Annotated in this window: 20 protein-coding genes and 1 pseudogene; 10 read left to right on the top strand and 11 right to left on the bottom strand. The window is 63.4% G+C overall.

Annotated elements, in window-relative coordinates; genetic code table 11:
- Positions 1–137 precede the first annotated feature (137 nt).
- The 3 genes from rng to FHW69_RS00640 are packed head-to-tail and all read left to right on the top strand — an operon-like array spanning position 138 to position 6,037.
- Entirely contained in the window at positions 138–1,622 is a 1,485-nt protein-coding gene (gene rng / locus FHW69_RS00650; RefSeq protein WP_183421072.1) for a ribonuclease G, read from the top strand.
- Positions 1,623–1,655: 33 nt separating this feature from the next.
- Positions 1,656–5,522, top strand: a complete 3,867-nt coding sequence (locus FHW69_RS00645) for a YhdP family protein (protein ID WP_183421071.1) — start codon at positions 1,656–1,658, stop codon at positions 5,520–5,522.
- A gap of 5 nt (positions 5,523–5,527) precedes the next feature.
- Complete coding sequence (locus FHW69_RS00640) at positions 5,528–6,037, top strand: M48 family metallopeptidase (RefSeq protein WP_183421070.1); 510 nt, start codon at positions 5,528–5,530, stop codon at positions 6,035–6,037.
- Positions 6,038–6,039: 2 nt separating this feature from the next.
- On the opposite strand, the gene FHW69_RS00635 is transcribed toward FHW69_RS00640, so the two are convergent.
- A complete protein-coding gene (locus FHW69_RS00635; RefSeq protein WP_183421069.1) occupies positions 6,040–7,248 on the bottom strand; it encodes a sterol desaturase family protein in 1,209 nt (402 codons plus the stop codon).
- 149 nt (positions 7,249–7,397) lie between these two features.
- Between FHW69_RS00635 and tldD the strand changes: the two genes are divergently transcribed.
- Positions 7,398–8,837 carry a metalloprotease TldD gene (tldD, locus tag FHW69_RS00630; protein ID WP_183421068.1) on the top strand — a complete coding sequence of 480 codons (1,440 nt, stop codon included), beginning with the start codon at positions 7,398–7,400 and terminating at the stop codon, positions 8,835–8,837.
- A gap of 53 nt (positions 8,838–8,890) precedes the next feature.
- Here the strand turns inward: tldD and yjgA are convergent, their stop codons facing one another.
- Positions 8,891–9,478, bottom strand: a complete 588-nt coding sequence (gene yjgA / locus FHW69_RS00625; protein WP_343203935.1) for a ribosome biogenesis factor YjgA — start codon at positions 9,476–9,478, stop codon at positions 8,891–8,893.
- Complete coding sequence (locus FHW69_RS00620; RefSeq protein WP_183421067.1) at positions 9,475–9,726, bottom strand: DUF1653 domain-containing protein; 252 nt, start codon at positions 9,724–9,726, stop codon at positions 9,475–9,477. Before FHW69_RS00620 ends, yjgA begins: the two co-directional genes overlap by 4 nt.
- Positions 9,727–9,849: 123 nt before the next feature.
- On the opposite strand from FHW69_RS00620, the gene pmbA reads away from it, so the two are divergent.
- From pmbA to FHW69_RS00600, 4 genes are all read left to right on the top strand, one after another.
- Positions 9,850–11,199 (top strand): metalloprotease PmbA, encoded by a 1,350-nt coding sequence (gene pmbA, locus FHW69_RS00615; protein ID WP_183421066.1) that lies wholly within the window; start codon positions 9,850–9,852, stop codon positions 11,197–11,199.
- A 107-nt stretch (positions 11,200–11,306) separates the two neighbouring features.
- Positions 11,307–11,723: a DUF4870 domain-containing protein gene (locus FHW69_RS00610; RefSeq protein ID WP_183421065.1), complete on the top strand. Its 417-nt coding sequence runs from the start codon at positions 11,307–11,309 to the stop codon at positions 11,721–11,723.
- Positions 11,724–11,844: 121 nt separating this feature from the next.
- Positions 11,845–13,182, top strand: coding sequence for a homocitrate synthase (locus FHW69_RS00605; RefSeq protein ID WP_183421064.1), 1,338 nt, complete (start codon positions 11,845–11,847; stop codon positions 13,180–13,182).
- Positions 13,175–14,110 carry a sensor domain-containing diguanylate cyclase gene (locus FHW69_RS00600; protein WP_221195341.1) on the top strand — a complete coding sequence of 312 codons (936 nt, stop codon included), beginning with the start codon at positions 13,175–13,177 and terminating at the stop codon, positions 14,108–14,110. Before FHW69_RS00605 ends, FHW69_RS00600 begins: the two co-directional genes overlap by 8 nt.
- 3 nt (positions 14,111–14,113) lie before the next feature.
- Here FHW69_RS00600 and ispA read toward each other — a convergent pair whose 3' ends face one another.
- The 5 genes and pseudogenes from ispA to FHW69_RS00575 all read right to left on the bottom strand — a co-directional run.
- Positions 14,114–15,016, bottom strand: a complete 903-nt coding sequence (gene ispA, locus FHW69_RS00595) for a (2E,6E)-farnesyl diphosphate synthase (protein WP_183421063.1) — start codon at positions 15,014–15,016, stop codon at positions 14,114–14,116.
- On the bottom strand, positions 14,997–15,257 hold the full coding sequence (locus FHW69_RS00590; RefSeq protein WP_183421062.1) for an exodeoxyribonuclease VII small subunit: 261 nt from the start codon (positions 15,255–15,257) through the stop codon (positions 14,997–14,999). The genes ispA and FHW69_RS00590 overlap by 20 nt, the downstream gene beginning before the upstream one ends.
- Positions 15,258–15,289: 32 nt before the next feature.
- Positions 15,290–16,579 (bottom strand): tRNA lysidine(34) synthetase TilS, encoded by a 1,290-nt coding sequence (gene tilS / locus FHW69_RS00585; RefSeq protein ID WP_183421061.1) that lies wholly within the window; start codon positions 16,577–16,579, stop codon positions 15,290–15,292.
- Positions 16,580–16,686: 107 nt separating this feature from the next.
- The gene (locus FHW69_RS00580) at positions 16,687–17,430 is read right to left on the bottom strand and encodes an NYN domain-containing protein (protein WP_183421060.1); all 744 of its coding nucleotides are present in this window, start codon (positions 17,428–17,430) and stop codon (positions 16,687–16,689) included.
- 73 nt (positions 17,431–17,503) lie between these two features.
- Positions 17,504–17,658: pseudogene (locus FHW69_RS00575) on the bottom strand (transposase); the annotation flags it as partial.
- A 138-nt stretch (positions 17,659–17,796) separates the two neighbouring features.
- Between FHW69_RS00575 and FHW69_RS00570 the strand changes: the two are divergent.
- Positions 17,797–18,279: a hypothetical protein gene (locus FHW69_RS00570; RefSeq protein ID WP_183421059.1), complete on the top strand. Its 483-nt coding sequence runs from the start codon at positions 17,797–17,799 to the stop codon at positions 18,277–18,279.
- 186 nt (positions 18,280–18,465) lie between these two features.
- Here the strand turns inward: FHW69_RS00570 and FHW69_RS00565 are convergent, their stop codons facing one another.
- A complete protein-coding gene (locus FHW69_RS00565; RefSeq protein ID WP_183421058.1) occupies positions 18,466–19,425 on the bottom strand; it encodes an acetyl-CoA carboxylase carboxyltransferase subunit alpha in 960 nt (319 codons plus the stop codon).
- Between the two features lie 389 nt (positions 19,426–19,814).
- On the opposite strand from FHW69_RS00565, the gene FHW69_RS00560 reads away from it, so the two are divergent.
- Positions 19,815–20,432 carry a hypothetical protein gene (locus FHW69_RS00560; protein WP_183421057.1) on the top strand — a complete coding sequence of 206 codons (618 nt, stop codon included), beginning with the start codon at positions 19,815–19,817 and terminating at the stop codon, positions 20,430–20,432.
- Between the two features lie 117 nt (positions 20,433–20,549).
- Here FHW69_RS00560 and dnaE read toward each other — a convergent pair whose 3' ends face one another.
- Positions 20,550–24,095 carry a DNA polymerase III subunit alpha gene (gene dnaE, locus FHW69_RS00555; protein WP_183421056.1) on the bottom strand — a complete coding sequence of 1,182 codons (3,546 nt, stop codon included), beginning with the start codon at positions 24,093–24,095 and terminating at the stop codon, positions 20,550–20,552.
- Positions 24,096–24,202: 107 nt separating this feature from the next.
- A complete protein-coding gene (locus FHW69_RS00550) occupies positions 24,203–24,787 on the bottom strand; it encodes an NUDIX hydrolase (protein ID WP_183421055.1) in 585 nt (194 codons plus the stop codon).
- Positions 24,788–24,844 lie beyond the last annotated feature (57 nt).

Below are 24,844 nucleotides of genomic sequence, written 5' to 3'. Positions count from 1 at the left end.
ATGTTCGGCGATCTTTGCGCCTTAAGGAACCCTGCGGGCGCGTTTATGTCCAACCCTACGTTTCCCGCCATTCGCCGCCGTCGACAGGTCGACGAGCCACGGGCTATAAAGTCCTACATTGCAGGGGAAGGACACCGGTGAGCGAGGAAATTCTGATCAATGTCACGCCGCGAGAGACGCGGGTGGCAGTTGTTGAAAATGGCATGTTGCAGGAAGTCCACGTCGAGCGCGCCTCCAAGCGCGGCTATGTGGGCAATGTCTATAAGGGTCGGGTGCAACGGGTGATGCCCGGCATGCAGGCCGTATTTGTTGAAATTGGCCTGGAGCGCGCGGCATTCCTGCACGCGTCCGACATCGTGCGTCCGCAGTTGCCGCCAACCGCCGAACATCCCGAAGGCCAGCCGGCCTCAGGCCCCATCCCCTCCATCAGCGAACTGGTGCACGAAGGCCAGGAAATTGTGGTGCAGGTGGTCAAGGACCCCATCGGCAGCAAGGGCGCGCGCCTTTCCAGCCATCTGTCGATTCCGTCGCGCTACCTCGTACTGCTGCCTCACGCCCGCACGCTGGGTGTGTCGGTACGCATTGAGGAAGACGCCGAGCGGCAGCGCCTGAAGGACATCATCACGCCGCTGATCGGCGAGAACCCGCTGGGCTACATCGTGCGCACCAACGCCGAAGGCCAGTCGGAAGAATCGCTGGCCTTCGACGTCACCTACTTGGGCAAGGTCTGGCGGGTGGTGCAGGAGAACATCGTCAAGGCGAAGGTGGGCGAGCGCGTGTACGAAGAGCTTTCGCTGCCGTTGCGCTGCCTGCGCGACTCCCTGAACGACGGCATTGAGAAAGTGCGGGTCGATTCACGGGAAACCTACGAGAAAGTCGTCAAATTCGTGCACAAGTTCATGCCGGTGCTGTCCGACCGCATTGAGCATTACGCGGGCGAGCGACCGATCTTCGATCTCTACGGTGTGGAGGACGAAATCCAGCGCGCGCTGCGCAAGGAAGTTCCCCTGAAGTCCGGCGGTTACCTGATCGTCGACCAGACCGAAGCGATGACCACCATCGACGTGAACACCGGCGGCTACCTCGGCAGCCGCAATCTGGAGGAAACCGTCTACCGGACGAATCTGGAGGCGGCGCAGGCGGCTGCGCGTCAGCTTCGGCTGCGCAATTTGGGCGGCATCATCATCATCGACTTCATCGACATGATCGACGATGAGCACAAGCGTCAGGTGCTGCGCATGCTGGAGAAGGGCCTGCAAAAGGATCACGCCAAGACCACGGTGTATCCGATGTCGGCCCTGGGTCTGGTCGAGATGACCCGCAAGCGCACTACCGAAAGTCTGGAGCGCCAGTTGTGCGAGCCCTGTCCGGCGTGCAGCGGTCGCGGCACGCTGAAAACGGCCGAAACCGTCATCTATGAGATCTTTCGCGAGATCACGCGGGCCGTACGTCAGTTCAATGCCCAGAAGCTGTTGGTGATGGCCAGCCCCAAAGTGGTGGGCCGCATCCTTGAAGAAGAATCGGCCGCCGTCGCGGAGCTTGAGGAATTCATTGCCAAGAGCATCCGCTTCCAGGCCGAAGAGCACTACTCGCAGGAACAGTTTGATGTCGTTCTTCTTTAATGCCGGCGGCTCACGCCGCCGGAACGCGATCCGGTGACGGGTCCATGGCGCCATCGCCTGCGTCGCCTGCGCTTCTTTGCCATCGGCCTGGTGGCAAGCGTATTGATCGGGCTCGCCCTGGTGATGGCGCTGGGGCAGCTTCTGCTGCCCCTGGCCGCACGCTATCCCGAGCGTGTTGCCACTCTTCTTAGCGAACAACTGCATCGTCCCGTGACCTTCGCGTCGCTGGAAGGCTCCTGGAGTCCTTCCGGCCCGCTGTTTGTCATGCGCGATGTGACCGTGGCACCCGCCGAGGGCGGCGATGCGCTACACCTTCCCCGCGCTGCGCTGAAGCTGGATTTTGGCGGGCTGATCCTGCCGTCCCGGCATTTGCTCAACCTGCGTCTGTCTGGCCTGCGTCTGGCGCTTCATCGCGCCGCGGACGGCCGCTGGAGCGTGGATGGATTTGGCGCGGGTGGCGATACGCAGAAGGTGTCGTTTGGCAATCTCTCGGCCGACCTGTGGCTGAGCAATCTTCAACTGGATATCACCGCCGCACCCAATACCACGGCGTACGAACTCATTGCCGATCAGCTTCGCATCAGCAAGCAGGGCAACAAGATCCGGCTGGGTGCGATCCTGCGCCGCAATAACGTGGCCGGTGAGCTGCGTGCCTCCGGTTCCTTCGCTGAAGATGGCTCCGACGGCCGCGTGTACATCAGCGGCAAAGACATCGACTTCGCCGCACTTACCGGCGACATCGTCGTCAACGATTACGCACTGACGGGCGGCCGTGGCACCTTTGAAGGCTGGCTCGACTGGCGCGATGCGCATGTCGTACGCGCCATATCGCGCATCGATATGGATCAGTTCGCCATTCGGGGGCCCGCGCGCACTGTTTCGGTCGCAGGCTTGCACGGCATAGCCAGCTTCCGCCGCTTTGCCAGCGGCCAGCGCGTGGATTGGGCAGGCAACGATGGCGGCGATCTCGCGCTGTCTCTGTCGACCGAAGCCGAGCGCACCCATGGTGTACTGGTAGCGCGCGCGCTGGACCTCACGCCGTTGCTGCCGTGGGCGGGTGTGCTGCCGCAGCTGTCGCCCTCGCTGGCGCAGTGGCTGGGCGAAGGCAAGCCGCGCGGACACCTGGACGACGTGCGCGTGGAGTGGGATTCAGAACAGGGCCTGCATCTGGCCCATGCGAAATTTTCCGGACTGGGAATCGACGCGTCGGGCAAGCTGCCGGGCATCAATCATCTGGATGGCGAAGTGACCGGTGACCGCCAGTCGCTGGCGCTGCATCTCCCTGCACAGGCCACCACCCTCGACTTCACCGGCGTGTTCCGCAAGCCGTTCGTCATGTCGAACCTCAGTGGCGACGTGGCGGCATGGCAGGACGATGATGGCTGGCACATCGGCGTTGATCCGCTGGACTTCACGGGTGAAGGATTCAACGGGCAGGCGCGCGGTGAACTGACGTTGCTGGCCAACGATGGCGGTCCCTTCCTCGACATGTATGTGGCGCTCGGCCGTGGCGACGTGCCCGCCGCGAAGCTGTTCTGGCCTATGCATTCGATGTCCGAAGGCACCGTGCACTGGCTGGATCACGCGCTGGTATCGGGCATCATCGAACGTGGCGACGCGCTCGTGCGCGGCAACCTGCGCGACTGGCCGTTTCACAACAACGAAGGCCGGTTTGAAGGACGTGCGGTCATTGACGATACCGTGCTGGACTACGGTACCGGCTGGCCGCGCGCCGAAGGCATCACGGCCGTTGCCAGCTTCGTCAACAACGGCATGTTCGTCGAAGCCACCGAAGGGCATTCGGTGGGCAACGCGGTCACTCATGCCACGGCTGCCATTCCGGAATTCAGCAACGGCGTGCTGGACTTGCAGGTGGCGGGCACCGGCACGGGCAGCAGCTTCCTGGATTTCGCCAAGCAAAGCCCGGTAGCCAGCGGCAGCGCCGACACACTGAACAAGATGAAGCTCGGCGGCACAGGCGACTTCTCATTCAAGTTGCTTCTGCCGCTGGCAGAAGCCAAGGATTTCTCGCTCGACGGCAAGGCCTCGCTGCGCGACGCTGACCTGGTGGCCGACGAGTGGAAGCTGAAGATCGACAAGATCACCGGCCCGATGACGTTTGATGGCAAGGGTCTGAAAGCCGGCCCGCTGAAAGCCACCTATCGCGGCCAGCCCGCGCAGGTGGACCTGCTGATCGCGGGCGCCAACACCGATCCCAACAAGATCATCGGCGCGTCGCTGAGCGGCGCCTTCACGGTGGGCGAACTGGTGTCCGGATACGACAACCTGGCATGGCTCAGTGATATCGCCAAAGGGCGCGGCAATTTCGCGGTGGATTTCGACATCATGCGTGGCGTCGGGAATGCGCCCGCCACGCAGACGCTACGCGTTGATTCTGACCTGCGTGGCGTGGAATTGACCATGCCCGCGCCGGTGAAGAAGGCACCCTCGGTAGCCACGTCGCTGAGTGTGCAGGTGGGCCTGCCGGTGGACGGTGCGCGGCTGGATGTGGCACTGGGCGACGTGGTGCGCGGTCGCCTGCGCTTGCCCGACAGCAAGCAGCCACTGGCAGCCGCGTTCAATCTCGGCACCAGCGTGCCCACCCTGCTGCCCGCGAAGGGCTACCTGGTCAGCGGGCATGCGTCGAAGCTCGATGTGTCTGGCTGGGTGCAGTACGTGGTGGGCTCGGCCAGCACCGAAGGCGACAGCCCCGGGCTTGCCGGACTGGACGTCACCGCCGATACCGGCGAAGTGTTCGCGCAGAATTATTCGGGCATGCACATCACGGCCAAGCCCTTTCCCCAGCAGTTGCAGTTGCGTGTGGACAGCGATGGTCTGGCGGGCTCGCTCAGTGTTCCCAATGACGACATGAAGCGTCGTGGTATCACGGCGCGCATGGATCGCCTGTACTGGGCCACGACAGATGACGACGCCACCACGAAGGCGAAGGCGAAGGCCGCAGGTGCGCAGGCCACGGCAACGGCCGCGTCCGTGGGCAAGTCAGACGACAAGGCGGCTGGCGCCGCAGTCGTGGCTCCCAACAGTATGACGGGCGTCAATCCGTCCAGCCTGCCGCCCCTGCATCTGCAAATCACCGACATGCGTCTGGGCAATGCGAAGCTCGGCGAAGCGCGTCTGGAAACCTGGCCCACGGACGAGGGCATGCACATCGACCAGTTGCGTGCGCAGTCCAAGAACGTGCAGATCACGGCCGGCGGCGACTGGACCGGCACGGCTGAGCGCAGCCAGACCCATCTGAAAATGGACTTCGCCAGCGAAGACGTGGCGCGCATGCTTGATGCGCTGGGTTTCGCCGGCATCTTCGAAGGTGGTCGCACCGAAGCGCGGTTGGATGCCACCTGGCCCGGCAGTCCCTCCGCCCTGGCGCTGGCCAACATGGACGGCACGCTTCGCGTGGACGTGAGCAATGGCCGCATTCTTGAAGTGCAGCCCGGTGTGGGTCGTCTGTTTGGTCTGGTGTCGGTGGCGGATCTTCCGCGTCGCCTGTCGCTGGACTTCGGTGACGTGCTTGGCAAGGGCTTCGCGTTCGACGCGATCAACGGCGACTTCCGCTTCGCTCATGGCGATGCCTCGACCAACAATCTGGTCATCAAGGGGCCGGCCGCAGAAATCACCATTACCGGCCGCACGGGATTGAAAGCCCGTGATTACGACCAGCAAGTGCTGGTGGTGCCGCACGTTGGCAACAGCCTTCCGGTGGTGGGTGCACTCGCGGGCGGCCCGGTGGGCGCGGCGGCCGGTCTGGCTGTGCAGAGCATTCTGGGACGTGGCCTGAATCAGGCGGCGCGCAAGCGCTACCACGTGACCGGCACGTGGGAGAAACCCGTGTTCACGCCGATTGAAAAAGCCGAGCCGGCGACCCGCCAGACGGACCTGTAATCGCCATGCAGCCGTTGACCTATATCCAGGGTTACCCGGAGCGCGTGCTGTCGCAGGTGCGCACGCTGATTGAAACCGATCGCCTCGGTGACTACCTGCAACGCCGCTATCCGGACAGGCACGAAGTGCAAAGCGACAAGGCGCTTTACGCGTATGTGGCCGAGCGCAAGCAGACCTACCTGCGTAATGCGCCGGGCATCGACAAGGTGCTGTACGACGCAAAACTCGACGTGGTGCATCGCACGCTGGGTCTGCACACCGCCGTGTCGCGCATTCACGGCGGACGCCTGAAGGCGAAGAAAGAAATCCGCGTGGCCTCGGTTTTCCGCGAGGCCGCACCGGAGTTCCTGGAGATGATCGTGGTGCACGAACTGGCGCACCTGAAAGAACTCGATCACAACAAGGCGTTCTACCAGCTGTGCGAACACATGCAGCCGGACTATCACCAGGTGGAACTGGACCTGCGCCTGTTTCTCACCTGGCGGGCCTTGGGCGCGGGAAAGACCGCGCCCTGATTTCAGGCCTCGCCGGGCTTCTTCGTGCGGCGGAACGGGAACAACTGCTGGCGCACGAAACCGTCCGGCATGTAGTCGCCGACCACGCCGTACTTCTCCGGAAATTTTTTCGTCGACTTCACGGCCGTGCCGAAAAGGTAATCGAGGAAGGCGTAGTGCGCGGCGTAGTTCTTGTCGATGGCCTCATCGTCGGAGGCGTGGTGCCAGTGATGGAAGTCCGGCGTCACGATCACGTACTTCAACGGACCCCACGGCAGATGCACATTGGCGTGGTTGAACACGGCCTGGAAGCCGACCACGATGATGTAGGCGTTCATCACCGCTTCGCTGAAACCCAGCACGTAAAGCGGAGCCAGCACGAGCACGCGCGTGGTGATGAGCTCCAGCATGTGCTGGCGCGAACCGGCCAGCCAGTCCATCGTCTTCACGCTGTGATGCACGGAGTGGAAGCGCCAGAAGAACGGGATCTCGTGATACGCGCGGTGCGTCCAGTACTGCGCCAGGTCGGCCACCAGGATGCACAGCAGCAGCTGCGGCACGAACCAGATGTCGCGGACGAATTGCTGGAAGTCGCTGTTCACCAGCCAGCCAAAGGCGCGATGCAGGAGGAAGTTCACGACCAGCAGCGCCAGGCCCACGATGAAATGATTCACCGCGAAATGCTTCATGTCGGTCTGCCACTCGAAGCGGAAGATCGTCTGGCCCTTGTACAGCGGGAACAGTTTTTCGATGACCACGAAAATCAGCGTCGAACCCAGCAGGTCCAGAATGAACCAGTCCAGGCCGATATACGGCGTGTGATCCGGGAAGTTGCCCACCGGCACGCGCGAACCGCCCAGCGCCACCGCAAGCATCACGATGGCGAACACACCGATGTTGAGGTTGCGCTGGCGGTTGAGGATGACGTTGGCCAGTGAGAGGCCGCCGGAGATGAGCAGGGCGCCCAGCAGCAGCTGGCGCAGCACGTCGACGGAATACTTTGCACGAAGCTGGGGCGTAGTCAGGTATTCGGGATAGTGGAACGCCGCCACGGCCAGCAGTGCGAGCACGCCCAGCGACAGGGCGATGGCGGTGCTGACCATGGCCTTGCCGGGTTTCAGCTCACCGCTTTTGCCCAGCAATTCACGCGTCTCATCCACAACCGCGCCCGCCCGGGCTACGGGGGCCGCAGCCACACGCCGGGCGATGGCCCGCTTCTTTCCGTTACTCATTGTCTCGTCCCTTGTGCTGGCTGGTCGCGCGCGTGGCGGCCGGGCCTGTCGATCCGTATGGTATCGCGCTCGCCGGGAAGGCGTGCGGGGTTTAAGCTCCCGGCTATCGCCCCCATCTCGGGGACTTCAAGAATCAACTGGCTCGCACGATGGATTCCCTGATTTCGCTCGCCGAACGCCGTCTCCTCACTCCCGGTGGCCTTGCCGCCACTGACCTGGACCGGGTGTTTTCCCAGTTGATGGGGCCATCCATCGACGCGGCGGATCTTTATTTCCAGCACTCCCGCAGCGAATCGTGGGTGCTCGAAGAGGGCATCGTGAAGGACGGGTCGCACTCCATCGAGCAGGGCGTGGGTGTACGCGCCATCTCCGGTGAGAAGACCGGCTTTTCGTACTCGGACGAGATCGTGCTGCCGCAGTTGCTTGAGGCATCGCGCGCCGCGCGTGCCATTGCCCAGGGCGGCGCTGGCGCAGGGCGACCGCTTTCGCTGGCCACAGGCCGCGGCCTCTATCCCGCGATTGATCCGGTGGAAAGCCTTCCCAACGAAGACAAGATCGCCCTGCTGCGCGAAGTGGACGCTTATGCGCGTTCGCGCGATCCGCGCGTCAAGCAGGTGGTGGTCAGCCTCGCAGCCACAATGGACACCATCCTGATCGCTGCCTCCGACGGCACGCTTGCCGCTGACGTGCGCCCGCTGGTGCGCCTCAACGTGCAAGTCATCGTGGAGCAGAATGGCCGGCGCGAGCAGGGGCATTCGGGCGGCGGTGGTCGCTATGGCTATCGTGAGCTGATCGAGAATGGTCGTGCCCAGGCATTCGCGGCCGAGGCGGTACGCCAGGCGCTGGTCAGCCTGGAAGCGGTGGACGCGCCCGCCGGCAGCATGCCGGTCGTGCTTGGACCGGGCTGGCCGGGTGTGCTGTTGCACGAGGCGATTGGCCACGGTCTGGAAGGCGACTTCAACCGGAAGGGCAGTTCGGCGTTCGCTGGCCGCATGGGGCAGCGCGTGGCTGCCGAGGGCGTCACCATCGTGGACGACGGCACGCTACCGGGCCGCCGTGGTTCGCTGTCTATCGACGATGAGGGCACGCCTACCGAGTGCACTACGCTGATCGAGAACGGCATCCTCACCGGCTACATGCAGGACAAGCTCAACGCGCGCCTGATGGGCGTGCGTTCCACCGGCAATGGTCGTCGCGAGTCGTTTGCCCAGCTGCCCATGCCGCGTATGACCAACACTTACATGCTGGCGGGCGAGCGCGATCCGGAAGAAATCATCCGCTCGGTGAAGAAGGGCCTTTATGCGGTGAACTTCGGCGGTGGCCAGGTGGATATCACCAACGGCAAGTTCGTCTTTTCCGCGAGTGAGGCTTACCTGATTGAAGACGGCAAGATCACCCGTCCGGTGAAGGGCGCCACGCTGGTGGGCGCGGGTCCCGAAGTGCTGACCCGCGTTTCGATGATCGGCAATGACCTCAAGCTGGACGAAGGCGTAGGCGTTTGCGGCAAGGACGGGCAGAGCGTGCCCGTTGGCGTCGGTCAGCCGACCCTGCGCGTGGATGCGATGACGGTAGGCGGGACGTCGGCCTGACGGCCGGCCCGCTTTCATAGCTTGGGCCTTTCCCCCAAGGAAAGGCTTTCAGGTCAATCGTCCCGGTTTTCGTCCTGATCGGATGCCTGATCTGGCTCGTCATCCGCATCCTGGCCCTTTGTGGCGAGGTCTTTCAGCAGCTGGTACAGCTCGCGATAGGCGTGCGGCGGCTTCGCTTTTTCCTTTTCCACGCGAGCTGAGCGAATCAGCGAGCGCACGTGCTGGCGGTCAAGCTCCGGGTGCTGATCGAACAGCTCGCCCAAGGCGACATCGCCATCTTCCATCAGGCGCTCACGCTGCGATTCCAGGCGGTGCATGAAGGCAGCATCCTCGCGCTGGCGCTGGCGGTCTTCGCCCAGCGCCGCGCGGGCGTCCACGAACGCCTCGTCACCATGCTTGCGCATCTGCTTGGCCAGGAATGCAATCTGGCGCTTGCGGGCGATATGCGCCGTGATTTTCCGCGTGCGGCCGATTTCATCGACGATGTCTTCGGGAAGCTTCAGCTTCGGAATGCGGCTGGGCGGCAGTTCCATCAACTGGTTAGCCAGCTTCAGGATGTCCAGGGCGTTGCGACGCTTTTCGGTGCGTCCACGGCCCAGGTCGCGGCCGGGGCCGTTGTCGTCGTACATGTCGTTGTTCACAGCGTATTTCCAATAAGTTCGGCAATGCCCGGCGCGTCACCCTCGTAGGCGAAGCGCGGCACCATTTTGCCGTTGATCTCGACGTTTTCAGCGAACATGGCGGCGGGGCGCACCCATAGTTCAAAGGCGTCGTAAAGGTTCTGGTAGATCACCATGGACTCCTCCGTCTCGCTGTGCCGGGCCATGCCCAGAACGCGATAGGCGTTGCCCTTGTAATGGCGGTAAAGACCGCTGCGTACGGTTGTCATCCGGGAATCCATGGCACCATGCGCGGCGCGGTTGCTTTTATTCAGGCCGCCATGACCCCATTGTTCGGGTCAATAAAGCGTCATCAAGCGCGCATTCTACCCGCCCCCCTTCAGGAAGCCCACGTGAGCGAAGTCGCAACCACCGATACCAGCACCCAGGATCTCGAACGACTGGCTCAACTGGCCGAGGACGTGATCCGTCGGGCCCGTGCGGCCGGCGCCAGCCAGGCCGAGGTATCAGCGAGCATCGACGTGGGCCTCAACGTGAACGTGCGCCTGGGCGAAGTCGAGACCGTGGAGCACACCCGGGACCGCGGATTCGGGCTCACGGTGTACTTCGGCCAGCGCAAAGGGTCGGCCAGCACCGCCGACCTGAACCCCGATTCGATCCAGGCCACCCTGGAGCAGGCCTGCGCCATCGCCCGGTTCACCGAGGAAGACCCCGCCGCCGGACTGGCCGATCCGGCCCGGATGGCCTCCGGGCACCAGGACCTGGACCTGTGGCACCCGTGGGACATCGGCGTGGAGGAGGCCATCGAGCTGGGCCGCCGCATCGAGGACGCGGGCCGCGAGCGCCAGGGCATCGACAATTCCGACGGCGCCAGCGTCAATGCCGGCCGTAGCCTTTCGGTGTACGCCAACTCCCACGGCTTCACCGGCCGTGAGCGCGGCACCCGCCATTCGGTGTCCGTTGCCCTGATCGCGGAAGACGAGCAGGGCATGCAGCGCGATTACTGGTACGACAGCGTACGCAACGCCCTGGACTTCATGCAGCCGGAATCCATCGGCCGCAAGGCCGCGGAGCGCACGCTGTCGCGCCTGGGCTCCCGTCGCCTGTCCACCCGTCAGTCCCCGGTGCTGTTCGCCCCGGAAGTCGCCCGCTCGCTGCTGGGGCACATGCTGGGTGCCGTATCCGGTGGCTCGCTGTATCGCCGCTCCAGTTTCCTGCTGGACCACGTGGGCAAGCAGATCATGCCGTCGTGGATGCGCATCGACGAAAAGCCGCTGTTGCCACGTGGCCTGGGCTCGTCCTGGTTCGATGCCGAGGGCGTGGCCACGGTCGAGTCGCCGCTGATTGTGGACGGCGTGCTCCAGCGCTACATCCTTGGCAGCTACTCCGCGCGCAAACTGGGCCTGGAATCCACGGGCAACGCCGGCGGCGTGCATAACCTGGTGATCCGCCCGGGCGAGGACGACTTCGCCGGCATGCTCCGGAAGATGGGCACGGGCCTGCTGGTGACCGAGGTCATGGGGCAGGGCGTATCCATCGTTACGGGCGACTACTCGCGCGGCGCGTCGGGGTTCTGGGTCGAAAACGGCCAGATCGCCTACCCGGTGGAAGAGATCACCATCGCGGCCAACCTGCGCGACATGTATGCCAACCTGGTGGCCGTGGGCGCGGACGTCGACCCCCGTTCACACATCCTTACCGGCTCGCTGCTGGTGGAAAAGATGACGATTGCCGGCGAATGATGGCCGGGCGTCCCGCCTTCGGGCGGGGCGCCGTTCTTGCGATGTGCTTGACGGGACAGGGCGTTTGTGTCGAAAGTGACCTCGGTCTATCACGGAGCAACCCAGTCATGAGTACGCCGTCCGATCAGATTCCGCCGTCGCCGCCCCCGGCCCCGCCGCCGTATAGCCCTCCGCCGTATGAGCCGCCGCCGACAACGGTTGCCAACGACGACCGCAATATCGCGATGCTTACCCATTTGTCGGGTGTGATTTTCAACATCATCGTGCCGTTGATTGTGTGGCTGATCTACAAGGATCGTCCTGAAAAGTCCTACCTCGTGGCCGAAGCCAAGGAGGCGCTGAACTTCCAGATCACCGTGCTCATCGGCTATGTCGTCTGCTGGGTGCTGACCATCATCGTGATCGGTGCGTTCCTCAACTGGCTGGTGTGGCTGGCCAACCTGGTGTTCTGCATCATTGCTGCCGTGAAGGTCAGTCAGACAGGAACCTATCGGTATCCGTTCGCGCTGCGCCTCGTGAACTGATTCTTCAACGCGATTCCACAAGAAGCCCGCTCTGCGGGCTTTTTGTCGTGGGGCGGTCAGTGGTTCTGACATGCGCGCGCCCTACCATTCAAGAACGCAACGGCATCCCAGGGGGGAATCCATGACCACCACACACCTGCTTGATCAGGCGCGGGCGACGCTTGCCACCGCTGACAGCAAGCTTGAGACGCTGAAGAACATCCAGCCCTATCTGATCGACCTGTCGCTGCGGGAAAACCCGGTCGGCTCGGCCATCGGCCAGACACTCGCCGACAAGCTGGCCATCCTGCCCCGACTGCGCGCGTTCGGCTTCACCAATATTTCGTTGGGTACGCTGGATTACGCGATGCCGGACGACCTTGAGGTCGATGATGACTTCATGATATGGCTGCGTGACCACAAGGTCGACATGACCGGGTGTTTCGCTTTCACCGCGCTGGGCATTGCCGCAGCCGATGGTACGTTCACGCCTGACCCATCGCAGGTCAAGCTGGCTGATTACGGCGTGCCCAACACCGTGCACGAGATTTACCTGAGCAAGCGTGGCATGGCGAACAACTATGACCTGCCGACGCTGCGGCGCAGCCTGCCTGCCAGTGTGAAGTGGCTGCATGAGAACGTGCGTGGCGACAACGGTGGTGCGCCGCGCATCCTCATCAACATCGTGGACGGGTGCGACGCCTTTGCCGAGTCGCTGGAAACGACCTGCGAAATTCTTGCGTTGCTTGCCACGCTGCCGATTCACGGCGTGACCATGGAGGACGACCGCGGCACCTTCCTGCCATTTCAGGTGGGCGCTTATGTGGCGGTGGCAAGAAGTTTCCTGCCGCGGCCACTCAAGCTGCTTGTGCATATCCACGCAGGTGCAGGGTTCGAGAACGCCTCGGTGATCGAAGCGCTGCTCAACGGCGCCGATGGCATATGGGGCGGGTTGCCAAAGCGCGCGGCGATGATCGGCCATGCGTCGCTGGCCGAGCTCATCGCCAACCTTGTGCGCGTGGGCAACAAGAACATGAGCGTTTATCAGCTGGATGAGCTGCTGGAACTCGCCACCGGCCTGCAGGAGCTGGATGACAACGGTGCGGTGCCCGACGACCTGCCTGTGCTTGGGCGCAATGCGTATCGCCTGTCACTCAGCTTTTTCGAGCAGTTCGCCGACCGTTTCATGGATTTGCCTCCGGGCAAGATCGGCGGGAGCTATGGCTATCGGGTATGTCCGGTGGTAAGTGATCCTCCGGTGATCGCAGGGCGACTGGCTGAGGTCATGGGGCACCCCGCGACAGCGTTCGACGACACCGTGACAAGACAGATGATCCGTTTGATGCGGCAGGACCTGCGCGCCGGGCAACGCATTGCCTACGATGAGCCATCCGCATTGATGGATCTTTATAAACGGGCCGGCGGCAAACTCGCTGTGGCCACTGCTTCCCTGCAATGGGAGGGGAACTTGTATGAGTGACGTGATGGGTCTGGAGATCGAAAACGATCTTGCGGTCTACAAGACGCTTCTTGAGTCGACCAATGCCATCCCCTGGAAGATTGATTGGGACACGCAGTCGTTTGCCTATGTAGGTCCGCAGCTGGAGCAATTGCTGGGCTGGGAAACGGAAAGCTGGCGGAGCGTGCAGGACTGGGCCAACCGCATGCATCCGGAGGATCGGACGTGGGCTGTCGATTTCTGCGTGGCGCAGTCCATTGCGGGCGTGGATCACGAAGCGGACTACCGTGCACTGACGAAAACAGGCGAGTACGTCTGGATTCGCGATGTGGTGCATGTCGTGCGCAAGCCGGATGGCACGGTCGATTCGCTGATTGGATTCATGTTCGACATCAGCGAACGCAAGCAGACCGAGCACAAGTTGCTGGCGCTACAGAAAGAGCTGGAGGACATGTCGTTCAAGGATGGCCTGACTGGCATCGCCAACCGCCGCCGCTTCGATACCGTGCTGGATCACGAGTGGGCCGATGCGCGACGCAGCCGTGAGCCGCTGTCGCTGATCATGCTGGATATCGACTTTTTCAAGCAGTACAACGATCACTACGGGCATTTGCAGGGCGATGCCTGTCTTCGTCAGATCGGTGCGCTGCTTTCCGGCGCAGCGACGCGGCCCCGCGATTTCTACGCGCGGTTTGGCGGTGAGGAGTTTGCGATGGTGCTGCCTGAGACCGATGAGGCATCAGCGCATGCTGTGGCAGCACGCTGTCGCGAACTCATTGCACGTGCGGGTATCGTGCATGAGGCATCCCCTCAGGGAATGCGGCTGACGGTCAGCATCGGTGTGGCCACGGCGGTGCCCGGTCGCAATGACGGGCATCTGGCGTTCCTGGATCTGGCGGATCGCCGCCTTTACGAAGCCAAGCAGCGGGGGCGCGACCAGATCGTGTAACCGTCAGTGCGTGCGTTGCACCGCGTAGCGGGCCAGGTCGGCGAGCCAGTCGCCGGCTTCGCCCAGTGGTGCCAGGGCGGCGAGAGCGGTGTCGATCAGTTCGGCCAGATGGGCCCGGGATGCGTCCATGCCGATGATCGAAGGGAAGGTGGGCTTGTCGGCGGCAGCGTCTTTGCCCGCCGTCTTGCCGATGACGGCAGCGTCGCCTTCCACGTCCAGGATGTCGTCGCGCACCTGAAACGCCAGGCCCACGGCGTGGGCGTAGCGGTCGAGTGCATCGAGTTTCGCCGGGTCATCGCAGCCGGCGGCGAGGGCACCCAGCCTTACGGATGCGCGGATGAGGGCGCCGGTCTTGTAGGCATGCATGCGCTCCAGTTCCTGAAGCGTCAGGGTGGTGCCTACGGCCGAGAGGTCAAACGCCTGCCCACCCGCCATGCCTTCGGCACCGCACGCGGTACCCAGGACCTTGAGCATGGTGAGTCGGGGAACGTTGACCTCGCCCGGCGTGGCCGTGGCCAGGATTTCAAAGGCCAGTGCCTGCAATGCATCACCCGCCAGGATGGCCATGGCTTCGCCGAACACGATGTGGCACGTGGGACGCCCGCGCCGCAGGTCGTCGTCGTCCATGGCCGGCAGGTCGTCGTGCACCAGCGAATACGCATGGATGATTTCCACGGCACAGGCCGGGGCATCCAGCAGCTCGTCGTGGCGACCGAAGGCGTGAGCGGCGGCGTAGACCAGCAGCGGTCGCAGGCGCTTGCCGCCGCCAAGCACGGCATAGCGCATGGCGCGGTGCAGTTCGGTCGGCGGGACATCGTCGCCCGGAAGCGCGCGCGCAAGGGCGGAATCCGCCCGCGCAATCAGCGCCTTCAGCGGTTCAGCAAGATCAATCGTTGTGGGGCTCAAAGGGCGTGGCGCTTTCGGGAGCTTCAGGGTCGAGCAGCAGGCGAACGCGCAGTTCAGCCTGTTCCAGCGCTGTCTGGCAGTGCCGGTAAAGGCCAATGCCGCGCTCGAAGGACTGCAGGGATTCGTCGAGGCTGAGCTCGCCGCCTTCCATGCGCGCCACGAGCTGCTCGAGTTCGTCGAGCGAATGTTCAAACTCGGCGATCGAGGAGGCGGGAACGGCGGACGAGGAGGACTTCGACATGGGCGACAAACTAGCTCAGGCAGGCTCTGTAATCAATCATCAGGCTGCCAGACGGGGCGTGCAGCGGACGTCGCGAAGTGCTTTTCGCCGGCTTCGGAGATCCATCGGCCAGCAACCGCGACCAGCGTTTCCCCGTCGTGGATCAGCGGGCAGCGGGGACGCAGCCACGGGGGCATGGCGCCGCCCTGGAAGAGATCGCGAAGCTCACGGGTGTGTCGGTCCCCCACCGGTTTCAGGCGCTCGCCACCGCGGCGTACGCGCACGGTGAGAGGACGCGGCAGTCGCGCGCCCGGCAAGGTCAGGGTTCCACCACCGGGCAAGGCCAGCGGTTCGCCGGACCAGGAGGCTTCCCAGTCCGGATCGACCTCGCGCTGGCGCGGCATGGCCCACAGGCGACCACGCCATACGCGCACTTCGGTGTCGGCCCAGGCAACGCAGGGCAGGCGTTCGATGCGGGCTTCGTGAATCTGGCGCTCCAGCGCCAGTCGCTGCGCAGTGGTGGGCGCACAGCGGCCGGCCTCGTGCAGCCAGTAATCCAGCAGCGGCACGCGCAGCGCCGGGTGCAGGGCGAGCCATGCGGCGGCGTCCAGTGTGTTGTGGTCGTCGCGCAACGAGGGCAGCACGTCGAGCCACTGACCGCGCAGGTAGTCGGCAGCGTCGGCGCACAGGCCGGCGCTGTGGGTGAGGCTGGTGGCCGCCTGCGGCCAGTAGCGCGTGAGGGTGGGTACCACGCTGGCGCGCAAATAGCTGCGGGCAAGGCGCGCGTCGTCATTGGACGGGTCGTGGATCGCATGCAGGCCCGTTTCGCCAAGGTGGGCAAGCAGCGAGGTGCGCGGAAGGTCGAGCAGCGGGCGCCAGAGAGTGCCCAGGCCAAAGGGGCGTTCGGCGCGCATGCCGCTCAGTCCATCCGGCCCAGCGCCGCGCAGAAGTTTGAGCAGAATGGTTTCGACCTGGTCCTCTCGATGGTGCGCGAGCACGATCCGTTCGCCTGGTCGCATCACACTGGCGAACGCCCCGTAACGCGCGCGGCGCGCAGCAGACTCGATGCCTTCCCCGCGGGTCAGGTCGACCGTCACCCGGACGGTTTCCAGCGGAACGTCCAGCCCCGCGCAAATCTGTGCGGCGTGCGCAGACCACGCGCCGCTGGCCGCCTGAAGGCCGTGATCGACATGCACGGCACGCAAGCCTGTGCCACGCGGCAGCGAGGCAAGCGCGTGCAGGAGGGCGGTTGAGTCCGGGCCGCCACTGAATGCGACAAGCAGCGGCGCGGGCGAACTGGCAGTCAGCGCGGCCTTCAGATGAGCGACGAGGGCGGTTTTCATGGCGTGTTCTTTGCGGGAGGGCGGTTCCGGCAAGCACCCTATCGCTCGTGGGCTCACTCGGACAAGAGCGCGGCGAGCTTGCTCGCGATCAGGCCAGGGCAGCGCTCCTACTTCTTGCGTGGCACCTGCCGCACATAAATGTGCTTGCCGTTGCCTATCTGCCGTTCCTCGGTCTCAAACAAGCCAATCCCGTGTATCAGTCCGCTGAGCTTGGAATAGCCATAGTTGCGTGCATCGAACTCCGGCGACTGCTTGCTGATGATGCTGCCCATGGCACCCAGATGGGCCCAGCCCGTGTCGTCGGACGCGCCTTCAATGGCATTGCGCAGCAGGTTCAGCAGCTGCGTGTCGCTGCGCAGTTCTTTCGCCGTGCGCTTGCGCGGCGCCCGGGCTTCGCCTTCGCCGCCATCGCCCACCAGCACTTCGGTGTAGATGAATTTGTCGCACGCCGTACGAAACGGCTCCGGCGTTTTCGCTTCGCCAAAGCCATACACAATGCGCCCGGACTCGCGAATGCGCGAAGCCAGTCGGGTGAAGTCACTGTCGCTGGACACAATACAGAAGCCATCGAAGCGCTCGGTGAAAAGCAGATCCATCGCGTCGATGATCATCGCCGAGTCCGTGGCGTTCTTGCCCTGCGTGTAGGCGAACTGCTGGATGGGCTGGATGGAGTGACGAAGCAGGGCGGCTTTCCATCCGCCAAGCTGGCTGCCCGTCCAGTCGCCGTAGATCCGCTTGACGTGGGCGGTGCCGTACTTGGCGATTTCTGCGAGAAGCCCTTCCACGATGGCAGGGCGCGCATTGTCTGCGTCGATCAGTACCGCGAGCTTCTGGGTCGGTTCACTGGCCATGGGTGCCATCCGTGAGAGAAGTCTTCCGGCCATGGTACATCGCCTGCCGTGACGATCCGCATCAAAAAAAGGTTCATCGCGGATGACGGGGGAAAGCGGCGCGTATTTTCATTAAGAAGTACGCGACATCCTGTAGCCGCAGGCCATGCGCGTCATGACCTTGATGCGGTTATTGATGCCTTCGAACTGGCCGGTGTGCATCGGCCAGCGGACCCGGGCGAGGATGCCGCTTTCGATGACATGACGATGCACCTGCGTCATCGACCTCGAAGGCCTAGTCGCTCAAAAACTCGCAGAGGATGCACGATCTGACCATCGCAACATGCCATTCCAGGCAAAATGCTCGACTTGGTAAGGAACCCAAGGATGCTGATGAGGCGCGCTGAGATATTGCCTATGTGTACATTTATTTCTGAATTTTTTGGACGTGTGATTGGAAGATGGATCTTGTTTTGTACGATCTGTTTCGAGCTGGCTATTTTCTCCACTCATGCTGAGGCTGGAATTTCAAATCGTGAATTTTCTGCACATTTTGTGGAAGCTCGTGTCTATTACACGAGCTTCGACGCCATTTATCGAGCTCGCGGGACGGTAGAGAGAGTTCGCCGCGGAGACCCTCTTCATACCATTACAGATGCCCACTCTCTCTGGTTAATTGCTAATTCACTGATTCATCTCGAATGCGGCCGGCCGTTTGATCATCTTGACGTCAGGCTGGTTGTAGATATTGTCGTAGCTGACCGGACAGTGCTTTCGGTTGCGGGTGGGCGGAAATGGGTCAACGTTGGCGGGTCCGGATGCGCGGTTACAGATGAATTTCTGCGCAGCATCGGAATGACGGATCGGTGATTGTATTTGTGGAACGAACCAATGTTCGGCACATACATGCTGGCCGTGTGCATCGGCCAGCGGACCCGGGCGAGCACGCCGCGCCCGTAGCCACGCAGGTGTCGACAGTGAGACAGGTCGTTCCGCGAAGAACCAAAAAAAACCCGCCTTGAAGGGCGGGCTTTCGTGTTCCACGTCGCTGGCGGATCAGCCTTCGCTGAATGCGCCGTAGCCGCGCAGGCGCTCGTAGCGCTTTTCAAGCAGGGTATCGACGGGAAGCGCTTCCAGTTCGTCCAGCTGATTGAGCAGCACGGCCTTCAGGCGAATGGCCATCGACTGCGGGTTGCGATGTGCGCCGCCCAGCGGTTCGCGCACGATCTTGTCGATCAGGCCGTTTTCCAGGAGGCGCGGTGCCGTGAGGCCCATGACCTCGGCGGCGTCCTTGGCCTTGTCGGAGCTCTTCCACAGGATGGAAGCGCAGCCTTCCGGGGTGATGACTGAGTAAGTGGAGTACTGCAGCATGTTGGTGCGATCGCCCACGCCGATGGCGAGTGCGCCGCCCGAGCCGCCTTCGCCGGTGACGGTGCAGATGATGGGCACCTTCAGCTCGGCCATTTCCAGCAGGTTGCGCGCAATGGCTTCGGACTGGCCGCGCTCTTCGGCGTTGATGCCGGGCCAGGCGCCCGCGGTGTCGATGAAGGTGAACAGCGGAATGCGGAAACGCTCGGCCAGCTTCATGAGGCGAAGCGCCTTGCGGTAACCCTCAGGACGCGGCATGCCGAAGTTGCGCTTGACCTTGGTCTTGGTATCGCGGCCCTTCTGGTGACCGATGATCATGACCGAGCGGCCATTGATGCGACCCAGGCCGCCCACGATGGCCTGGTCGTCCGCAAACATGCGGTCGCCCTTCAGCTCGTGGAATTCCTCGCACATCGCCTGGATGTAGTCGGGCGTGTACGGCCGCGCCGGATGGCGCGACAACTGGCTGATCTGCCACGGCGTGAGGTTGCGGAAGATTTCCGCAGTCTTGATCTTCAGCTTTTCGCGCAGTCGGCCAACTTCCTCGTCGATGTTGAACGCCTGTCCGGAACTGGCGTGACGAAGTTCTTCAATCTTCGCTTCCAGCTCTGCAATGGGTTGTTCGAAATCGAGGAAGTTGGGATTCATGGGCAACGGTGGTTCGGAAAGACCCGACAGTATAGCGGCTGCTGCGGGGCGTCGGCGTGCGCCGGGGTACGGTGTCGTTGTTTGATTCTAAGTGATTGAAGCGCAAGACGTCGCGGCCCATCACGATCATTCGGCCCTGTCTGGGCAGGCGAATTGGGGCGCGCCCCGAAACGAATGTCGGAGCAGTGCCTGTGCTTTGTAGGGGGCGCCCCTGCCGCCGCATGACTCTGGTGGAATGCGCGTCCGGTGGTTACCCCTCCCGGATCACCGCGCCTCACAACAGCCTGTCCTCCCGCCACGGCCTCCCGGGGCGAGTGGTGATACCGGGGCCGCCGGCGCATGTCGGGCCGACCGCCCGTGAACGTTCTACCCCTATGGAGATAACAACAATGCATACATGGATATCCTCGCGCCGCGTGCGCGCACTCGCGGCTGCCGCGCTTGTTCTGACTTCGGCTGCCAGTGTGGCGCAGGTGGCCATTCCCTCTGAGCCGCTGTGCCCGGCCGCGCGCAGCAACGATGGCACCTTTCCGGCCACCTGCCTGCTGTGGGTGAAGAACGCAGGATTCGAGTCGGGCACGTTGCAGGGCTGGAATGTGGAAGGTGGCCACCCGTCGGTAGGCACGGTGGATCACGCCGAAGTGCTGGTACTGGCGCGCAAGGGCGATCAGGTCAGCCAGGTGGTGGCGCTTCCGGCCAACACCACGATCAATGCCGCCACGCTGCCGTACTACGTGCCGGCGCTGGCCACGCGTGTGGCCGGCCCGCTGCCGGCGCAGCTGAAGGTCAGCGTGTCGATGCTTCATCCGGACAAGGAACTGCCGCTGTTTTCGCGCACCTATGAGGTCGGTCACGACTGGATGGAAGCCATCGAGCGCTTCGACGGCGCGGTGTTCCCGCAGCCGGCGTCGCTGCTGGTGCGCATCGAGCGCGCGGACAGCAACGAGCAGTCGCTGCTTTATGTGGACAAAGTGTCGGTCACTGCGCGCGAGCAGAGCGCTCAGTAAACCAGGGGGCATCGGATGAACACGTCGCGTTTGAATCAGCGCGTCGTGGTCGGTCTGGCTTCAATTCCACCGCTTCATGAGAACTCATCCGCCATCGCGGATGAGTTCTCTGCGCGATCAGTCAGCCGGACGCACCAGCCGCACGTCGGCGCCCAGAATGCCTGGCATGCCACGAAGCACGCGCAGCAGGTCCGGCAAGGCGCGGACACGCCATGCTTCGCCCAGTTCGATATCGGCCTGGCCGACCTCGTTGCGGTAGCCGCTCAGAAGCAGCGGGGTGCGACCTCCGCGATAGCCGGCAAGCACCTGGCGCAGCTGCGGCACGAAGTCGGGACCGATGCCATTGACGCGAAGGCGGAGTAGGCGCGCGTAGTGTTCCATCGCATCGCTTAGCGAATAGGCCTTGCGGGCGCGCAACTGGTAGCCACCGGCGAAGTCGTCGATGCGCAGGCCTCCCTCCACGATGATGATGTTGTCACGCGTCAGCAAGTGCGCAGAGTCGGTGAACACTTCGCGGAAGAAGCTCACTTCCAGCAGGCCGGTCGAATCTTCGATCTGCACGAAGGCATCGCTGTCGCCACGCTTGCGCATACCCACCACCATGCCGGCCACGGTCCAGGGTGTATCCGGGCCGCGACGGAAGCGATTGGCGTTTTCATCGTCGTCCGAACGGCGAGGTTTAGGCGGCTGGTAGCGCTGTGGAATTTCGCCGATGGGGCAACTGGACAGTTGCGACAACGCATCCTGCCAGGGATCGGTCGGATGGCCGGACAAATAGTGGCCCAGCGTTTCGCGCTCGCCTTGCAGCAGCTGTTCGAGCGGCCACTCAGGCACCGAGCCGGAAAGCTCGATGATGCTGGGCGCTTCGGCCACGCCAAAGGCGCTGCCGAAAATGTCGACTTGCCCGGACGCGTGGTTCTTCGCTTCCTGATCGGCTGCGCGCATGGCTTCGGGAATGTGCATGATCAGCGTGGCGCGATTCTCGCCAAGCGCGTCCAGCGCACCGGACTGCACCAGTGCTTCCATGACGCGCTTGTTGAGCTTCTTGGAGCCTACGCGCTGGCAGAAGTCCACCAGGCCGCGGTACGGACCACGCGCATTGCGCTCGGCCACGATTTCCTCGCACACACCCTGGCCCACGCCCTTGATGGCACCCAGGCCATAGCGCACGACTTTGGGTTCCACCGCTTCAAACATCCACGCGGATGCGTTGACGTCCGGCGGCAGCACGGTGATGCCGATGGCGCGGGTTTCTTCAAGGAACGTCACCGCTTTTTCGGTGTTGTCCATGTCCGAGGAAATGGTCGCGGCCATGAACTCGGCCGGGTAGTGCGCCTTCAGCCATGCGGTCTGGTACGACACCAGCGCATAGGCTGCCGCATGGGATTTGTTGAAGCCGTAACCGGCGAACTTCTCCATGAGGTCGAAGATCGCATCGGCCTTGCTTTCGCTGATGCCGTCTTTGCCTGCACCTTCGCGGAACACCGCGCGGTGCTTGATCATTTCCTCGGCTTTTTTCTTGCCCATCGCACGACGAAGCAGGTCGGCGCCGCCCAGCGTGTAACCGCCGACGATCTGCGCCATCTGCATCACCTGCTCCTGGTAGACCATGATGCCGTAGGTCTCACGCAGGATGGGCTCGACGCGCGGATCGGGGTATTCGACCGGTTCGCGTCCATGTTTACGCGCGCAGAAGCTCGGAATCAGGTCCATCGGGCCGGGGCGATACAGTGCCACCAGCGCCACGATGTCCTCGAAGCGGTCGGCCTGGGCTTCCTTGAGCATGCCCTGCATGCCGCGTGATTCCAGCTGGAATACGGCAACGGTCTGGGCTTTCTTCAAAAGCGTATAGACGGCCGGATCATCCAGCGGCAGCGCCTCGATCACCAGCGGCTCTTCGCCCGTGCTGGCGCGCCGCTTGTTGATGGCCTTCACGGCCCAGTCAATGATGGTGAGCGTGCGCAGGCCGAGGAAGTCGAACTTCACCAGGCCCACGGCCTCGACGTCGTCCTTGTCGAACTGGGTGACCACGCCTTCGCCGCCCGCTTCGCAGTACAGCGGCGCGAAGTCGGTCAGCGGAGTGGGTGCGATGACCACGCCACCGGCGTGCTTGCCCGCGTTTCGGGTCAGGCTTTCCAGGCTGAGCGCCAGGTCGATCAGCGTGCGCGAATCTTCGTCGTTGTCGTACAGGTCGCAGAAGTCGCGGACGATGCGATCCGGTTCCTTCTTCGATTTTTCCGAACGGCCCAGTGCGCATTGCAGCGTGAGGTCGAGCGGGCGGTTGGGGATGAGCTTGGCGAGTTTGTCGACCTGGCCATAGCCCATGCCCAGCACGCGGCCGGAGTCGCGCAGCACAGCCTTCGCGGCCATGGAGCCGTACGTGATGATCTGGCTGACATGATCGCGGCCGTACTTGCGCGCCACGTAGTCGATGACTTCGTCGCGGCGATCCATGCAGAAGTCGATGTCGAAGTCGGGCATCGACACGCGTTCGGGGTTGAGGAATCGCTCGAACAGCAACTCGAACTGGAGTGGGTCCAGATCGGTGATTTTCAGCACCCATGCCACCAGCGAGCCTGCGCCGGAACCGCGGCCCGGACCCACGGGAATGCCGTTGTTTTTCGCCCAGCCAATGAAGTCCGCCACGATCAGGAAGTAGCCCGGGAAGCCCATCCGGATGATGACGTCCACTTCGCGATCCAGGCGCGCCTGGTATTCCTCCAGCGTGCGGCCGGGGGCGAGAGGGTGCTGGGAAAGGCGTTCTTCCAGACCCTTCTGCGCTTCGGCACGGATGAAGGTGTCGAGCGTGTGGCCTTCCGGAACCGGGAAGTTGGGCAGGTAATACGTGCCGAACTCAAGCACCAGGTTGCAGCGTTTGGCCAGTTCTACGGTGTTTTCCAGCGCCTCGGGAATGTCGGCGAACAACGCCTCCATTTCCTCGGGCGTCTTGAAGTATTGCTCGTCGCTGTAGTCGCGCGGGCGCTTCGGGTCGGCGAGTACGCGCCCCTGATGGATGCACACGCGCGCTTCGTGTGACTCGAAGTCGCTGCGCTGAAGGAACCGCACGTCGTTGCTGGCGATGACGGGGAGCTGGAACTCGCCGGCCAGCGCAAGTGCGGCCCGGTTCCACAATTCCTCGCCATCGCGGCTGGTGCGGGTAAGTTCCAGGTACAGGCGGTCGGGGAACAGGCGGATCAGCGAGTCCAGACGCAGGCGGGCGGCGGGAAGGCCCGAACCCTGGGCCATGCGACCGGTCTCGCTTTCCCGTCCGCAGATGGCGATGAGGCCACGCACGCTTTCCGGGTGCATCCAGGTGGCATCGACCAGCGCCTTGCCGCCGTGCTGGCCTTCGCGCCAGGCGCGTGAGATCAGGCGGGACAGGTTGAGGTAGCCGTCGCGATCCTGGCAGATCAGCGTGAGGCGCCACGGGCGCGGGTCGTCCGGGCTGGATACCCAGATGTCGCAGCCCACAATCGGCTTGATGCCCGCTGCCGTGGCGGCCTTGTAGAACTTCACCAGCGCGAAGAGGTTGTTCTCGTCGGTCAGTGCGACTGCGGGCATACCGGCGCGCGCCGTCGCGGCGATCAGCTGTTTGATGCGGATCGTCGAATCAACCAGCGAATATTCGCTGTGCAGGTGGAGATGGGCGTAACGGACAGACATGGGCGAGCGCCGGGAGGGCAGTGGCAAGGCTACCCGCCTGCCGGGCGCACAACAAGAATTGACATGTGAGCGGGAGGGCGTTTCTCCTCCCGCTCATGGCTGGAAAGTCAGCGGATATGCGCTTCCGGGTGCTCGATGAACCAGAGGCCGGCGAACAGTTTTGCGTCGATGGAGAAGCCTTCCGCTGCCCGTGCGAAGAGCCAGGCTCCCGCTTCGGAACGCGGGACTTCGTGAACGATGATGTTCTCCGACTCGTCTCCGCCGCCCGGCCCCACTTTGGTGAGGTCCCACGCGCGGGCAAAGGCGATCATTTCCGTACTCATGCCCGAGGACGAGGGGCCCTCGTGGATGAAGTCGATGCGGCCACAGGCGTAGCCGGTTTCTTCTTCCAGCTCGCGGCGGGCCGCCAGCAGCACGTCTTCGTCTTCCTGGTCAGCCAGGTCACCCACGAGGCCGGCAGGCATCTCGATGGTGTTCTTCAGGATCGACACACGGTACTGCTCGACGAAGATCACCTTGTCCTCGGGAGTGACCGCCAGAATGATCACCGCGCCGCCGGGATTGTTCCGTTCCACGTACTCCCAGCGACCGCGCTTCTTGAGTGTGAGCCACTTGCCCGAATACAGCGTTTCCACCGGCGCACTGGCGTCCTGGGGAATCGGCGAGGCGTGGGGCAGCGGGCTGGTCTGCATGGTGTGGCTCCGTGGGCAATAACGTGAATTATGCGGGGGGATATATCTCGGTGGTGT

Source organism: Luteibacter sp. Sphag1AF, from assembly GCF_014192715.1.
Taxonomy (GTDB): Bacteria; Pseudomonadota; Gammaproteobacteria; order Xanthomonadales; family Rhodanobacteraceae; genus Luteibacter.
The sequence above is the reverse complement of the archived record's forward strand: the minus strand, read 5'-3'. Positions and strand labels throughout refer to the sequence as shown.

Bases quoted from the DNA above. Each gene is read 5' to 3' on its own strand.
- FHW69_RS00640 (WP_183421070.1), top strand. From the start codon at position 5,528: ATGCAGCCGTTGACCTATATCCAGGGTTACCCGGAGCGCGTGCTGTCG.
- FHW69_RS00635 (WP_183421069.1), bottom strand. From the start codon at position 7,248: ATGAGTAACGGAAAGAAGCGGGCCATCGCCCGGCGTGTGGCTGCGGCC.
- tldD (WP_183421068.1), top strand. From the start codon at position 7,398: ATGGATTCCCTGATTTCGCTCGCCGAACGCCGTCTCCTCACTCCCGGT.
- FHW69_RS00620 (WP_183421067.1), bottom strand. From the start codon at position 9,726: ATGACAACCGTACGCAGCGGTCTTTACCGCCATTACAAGGGCAACGCC.
- FHW69_RS00610 (WP_183421065.1), top strand. From the start codon at position 11,307: ATGAGTACGCCGTCCGATCAGATTCCGCCGTCGCCGCCCCCGGCCCCG.
- FHW69_RS00605 (WP_183421064.1), top strand. From the start codon at position 11,845: ATGACCACCACACACCTGCTTGATCAGGCGCGGGCGACGCTTGCCACC.
- FHW69_RS00600 (WP_221195341.1), top strand. From the start codon at position 13,175: ATGAGTGACGTGATGGGTCTGGAGATCGAAAACGATCTTGCGGTCTAC.
- FHW69_RS00590 (WP_183421062.1), bottom strand. From the start codon at position 15,257: ATGTCGAAGTCCTCCTCGTCCGCCGTTCCCGCCTCCTCGATCGCCGAG.
- tilS (WP_183421061.1), bottom strand. From the start codon at position 16,579: ATGAAAACCGCCCTCGTCGCTCATCTGAAGGCCGCGCTGACTGCCAGT.
- FHW69_RS00580 (WP_183421060.1), bottom strand. From the start codon at position 17,430: ATGGCCAGTGAACCGACCCAGAAGCTCGCGGTACTGATCGACGCAGAC.
- FHW69_RS00570 (WP_183421059.1), top strand. From the start codon at position 17,797: ATGCTGATGAGGCGCGCTGAGATATTGCCTATGTGTACATTTATTTCT.
- FHW69_RS00565 (WP_183421058.1), bottom strand. From the start codon at position 19,425: ATGAATCCCAACTTCCTCGATTTCGAACAACCCATTGCAGAGCTGGAA.
- FHW69_RS00560 (WP_183421057.1), top strand. From the start codon at position 19,815: ATGCATACATGGATATCCTCGCGCCGCGTGCGCGCACTCGCGGCTGCC.
- dnaE (WP_183421056.1), bottom strand. From the start codon at position 24,095: ATGTCTGTCCGTTACGCCCATCTCCACCTGCACAGCGAATATTCGCTG.
- FHW69_RS00550 (WP_183421055.1), bottom strand. From the start codon at position 24,787: ATGCAGACCAGCCCGCTGCCCCACGCCTCGCCGATTCCCCAGGACGCC.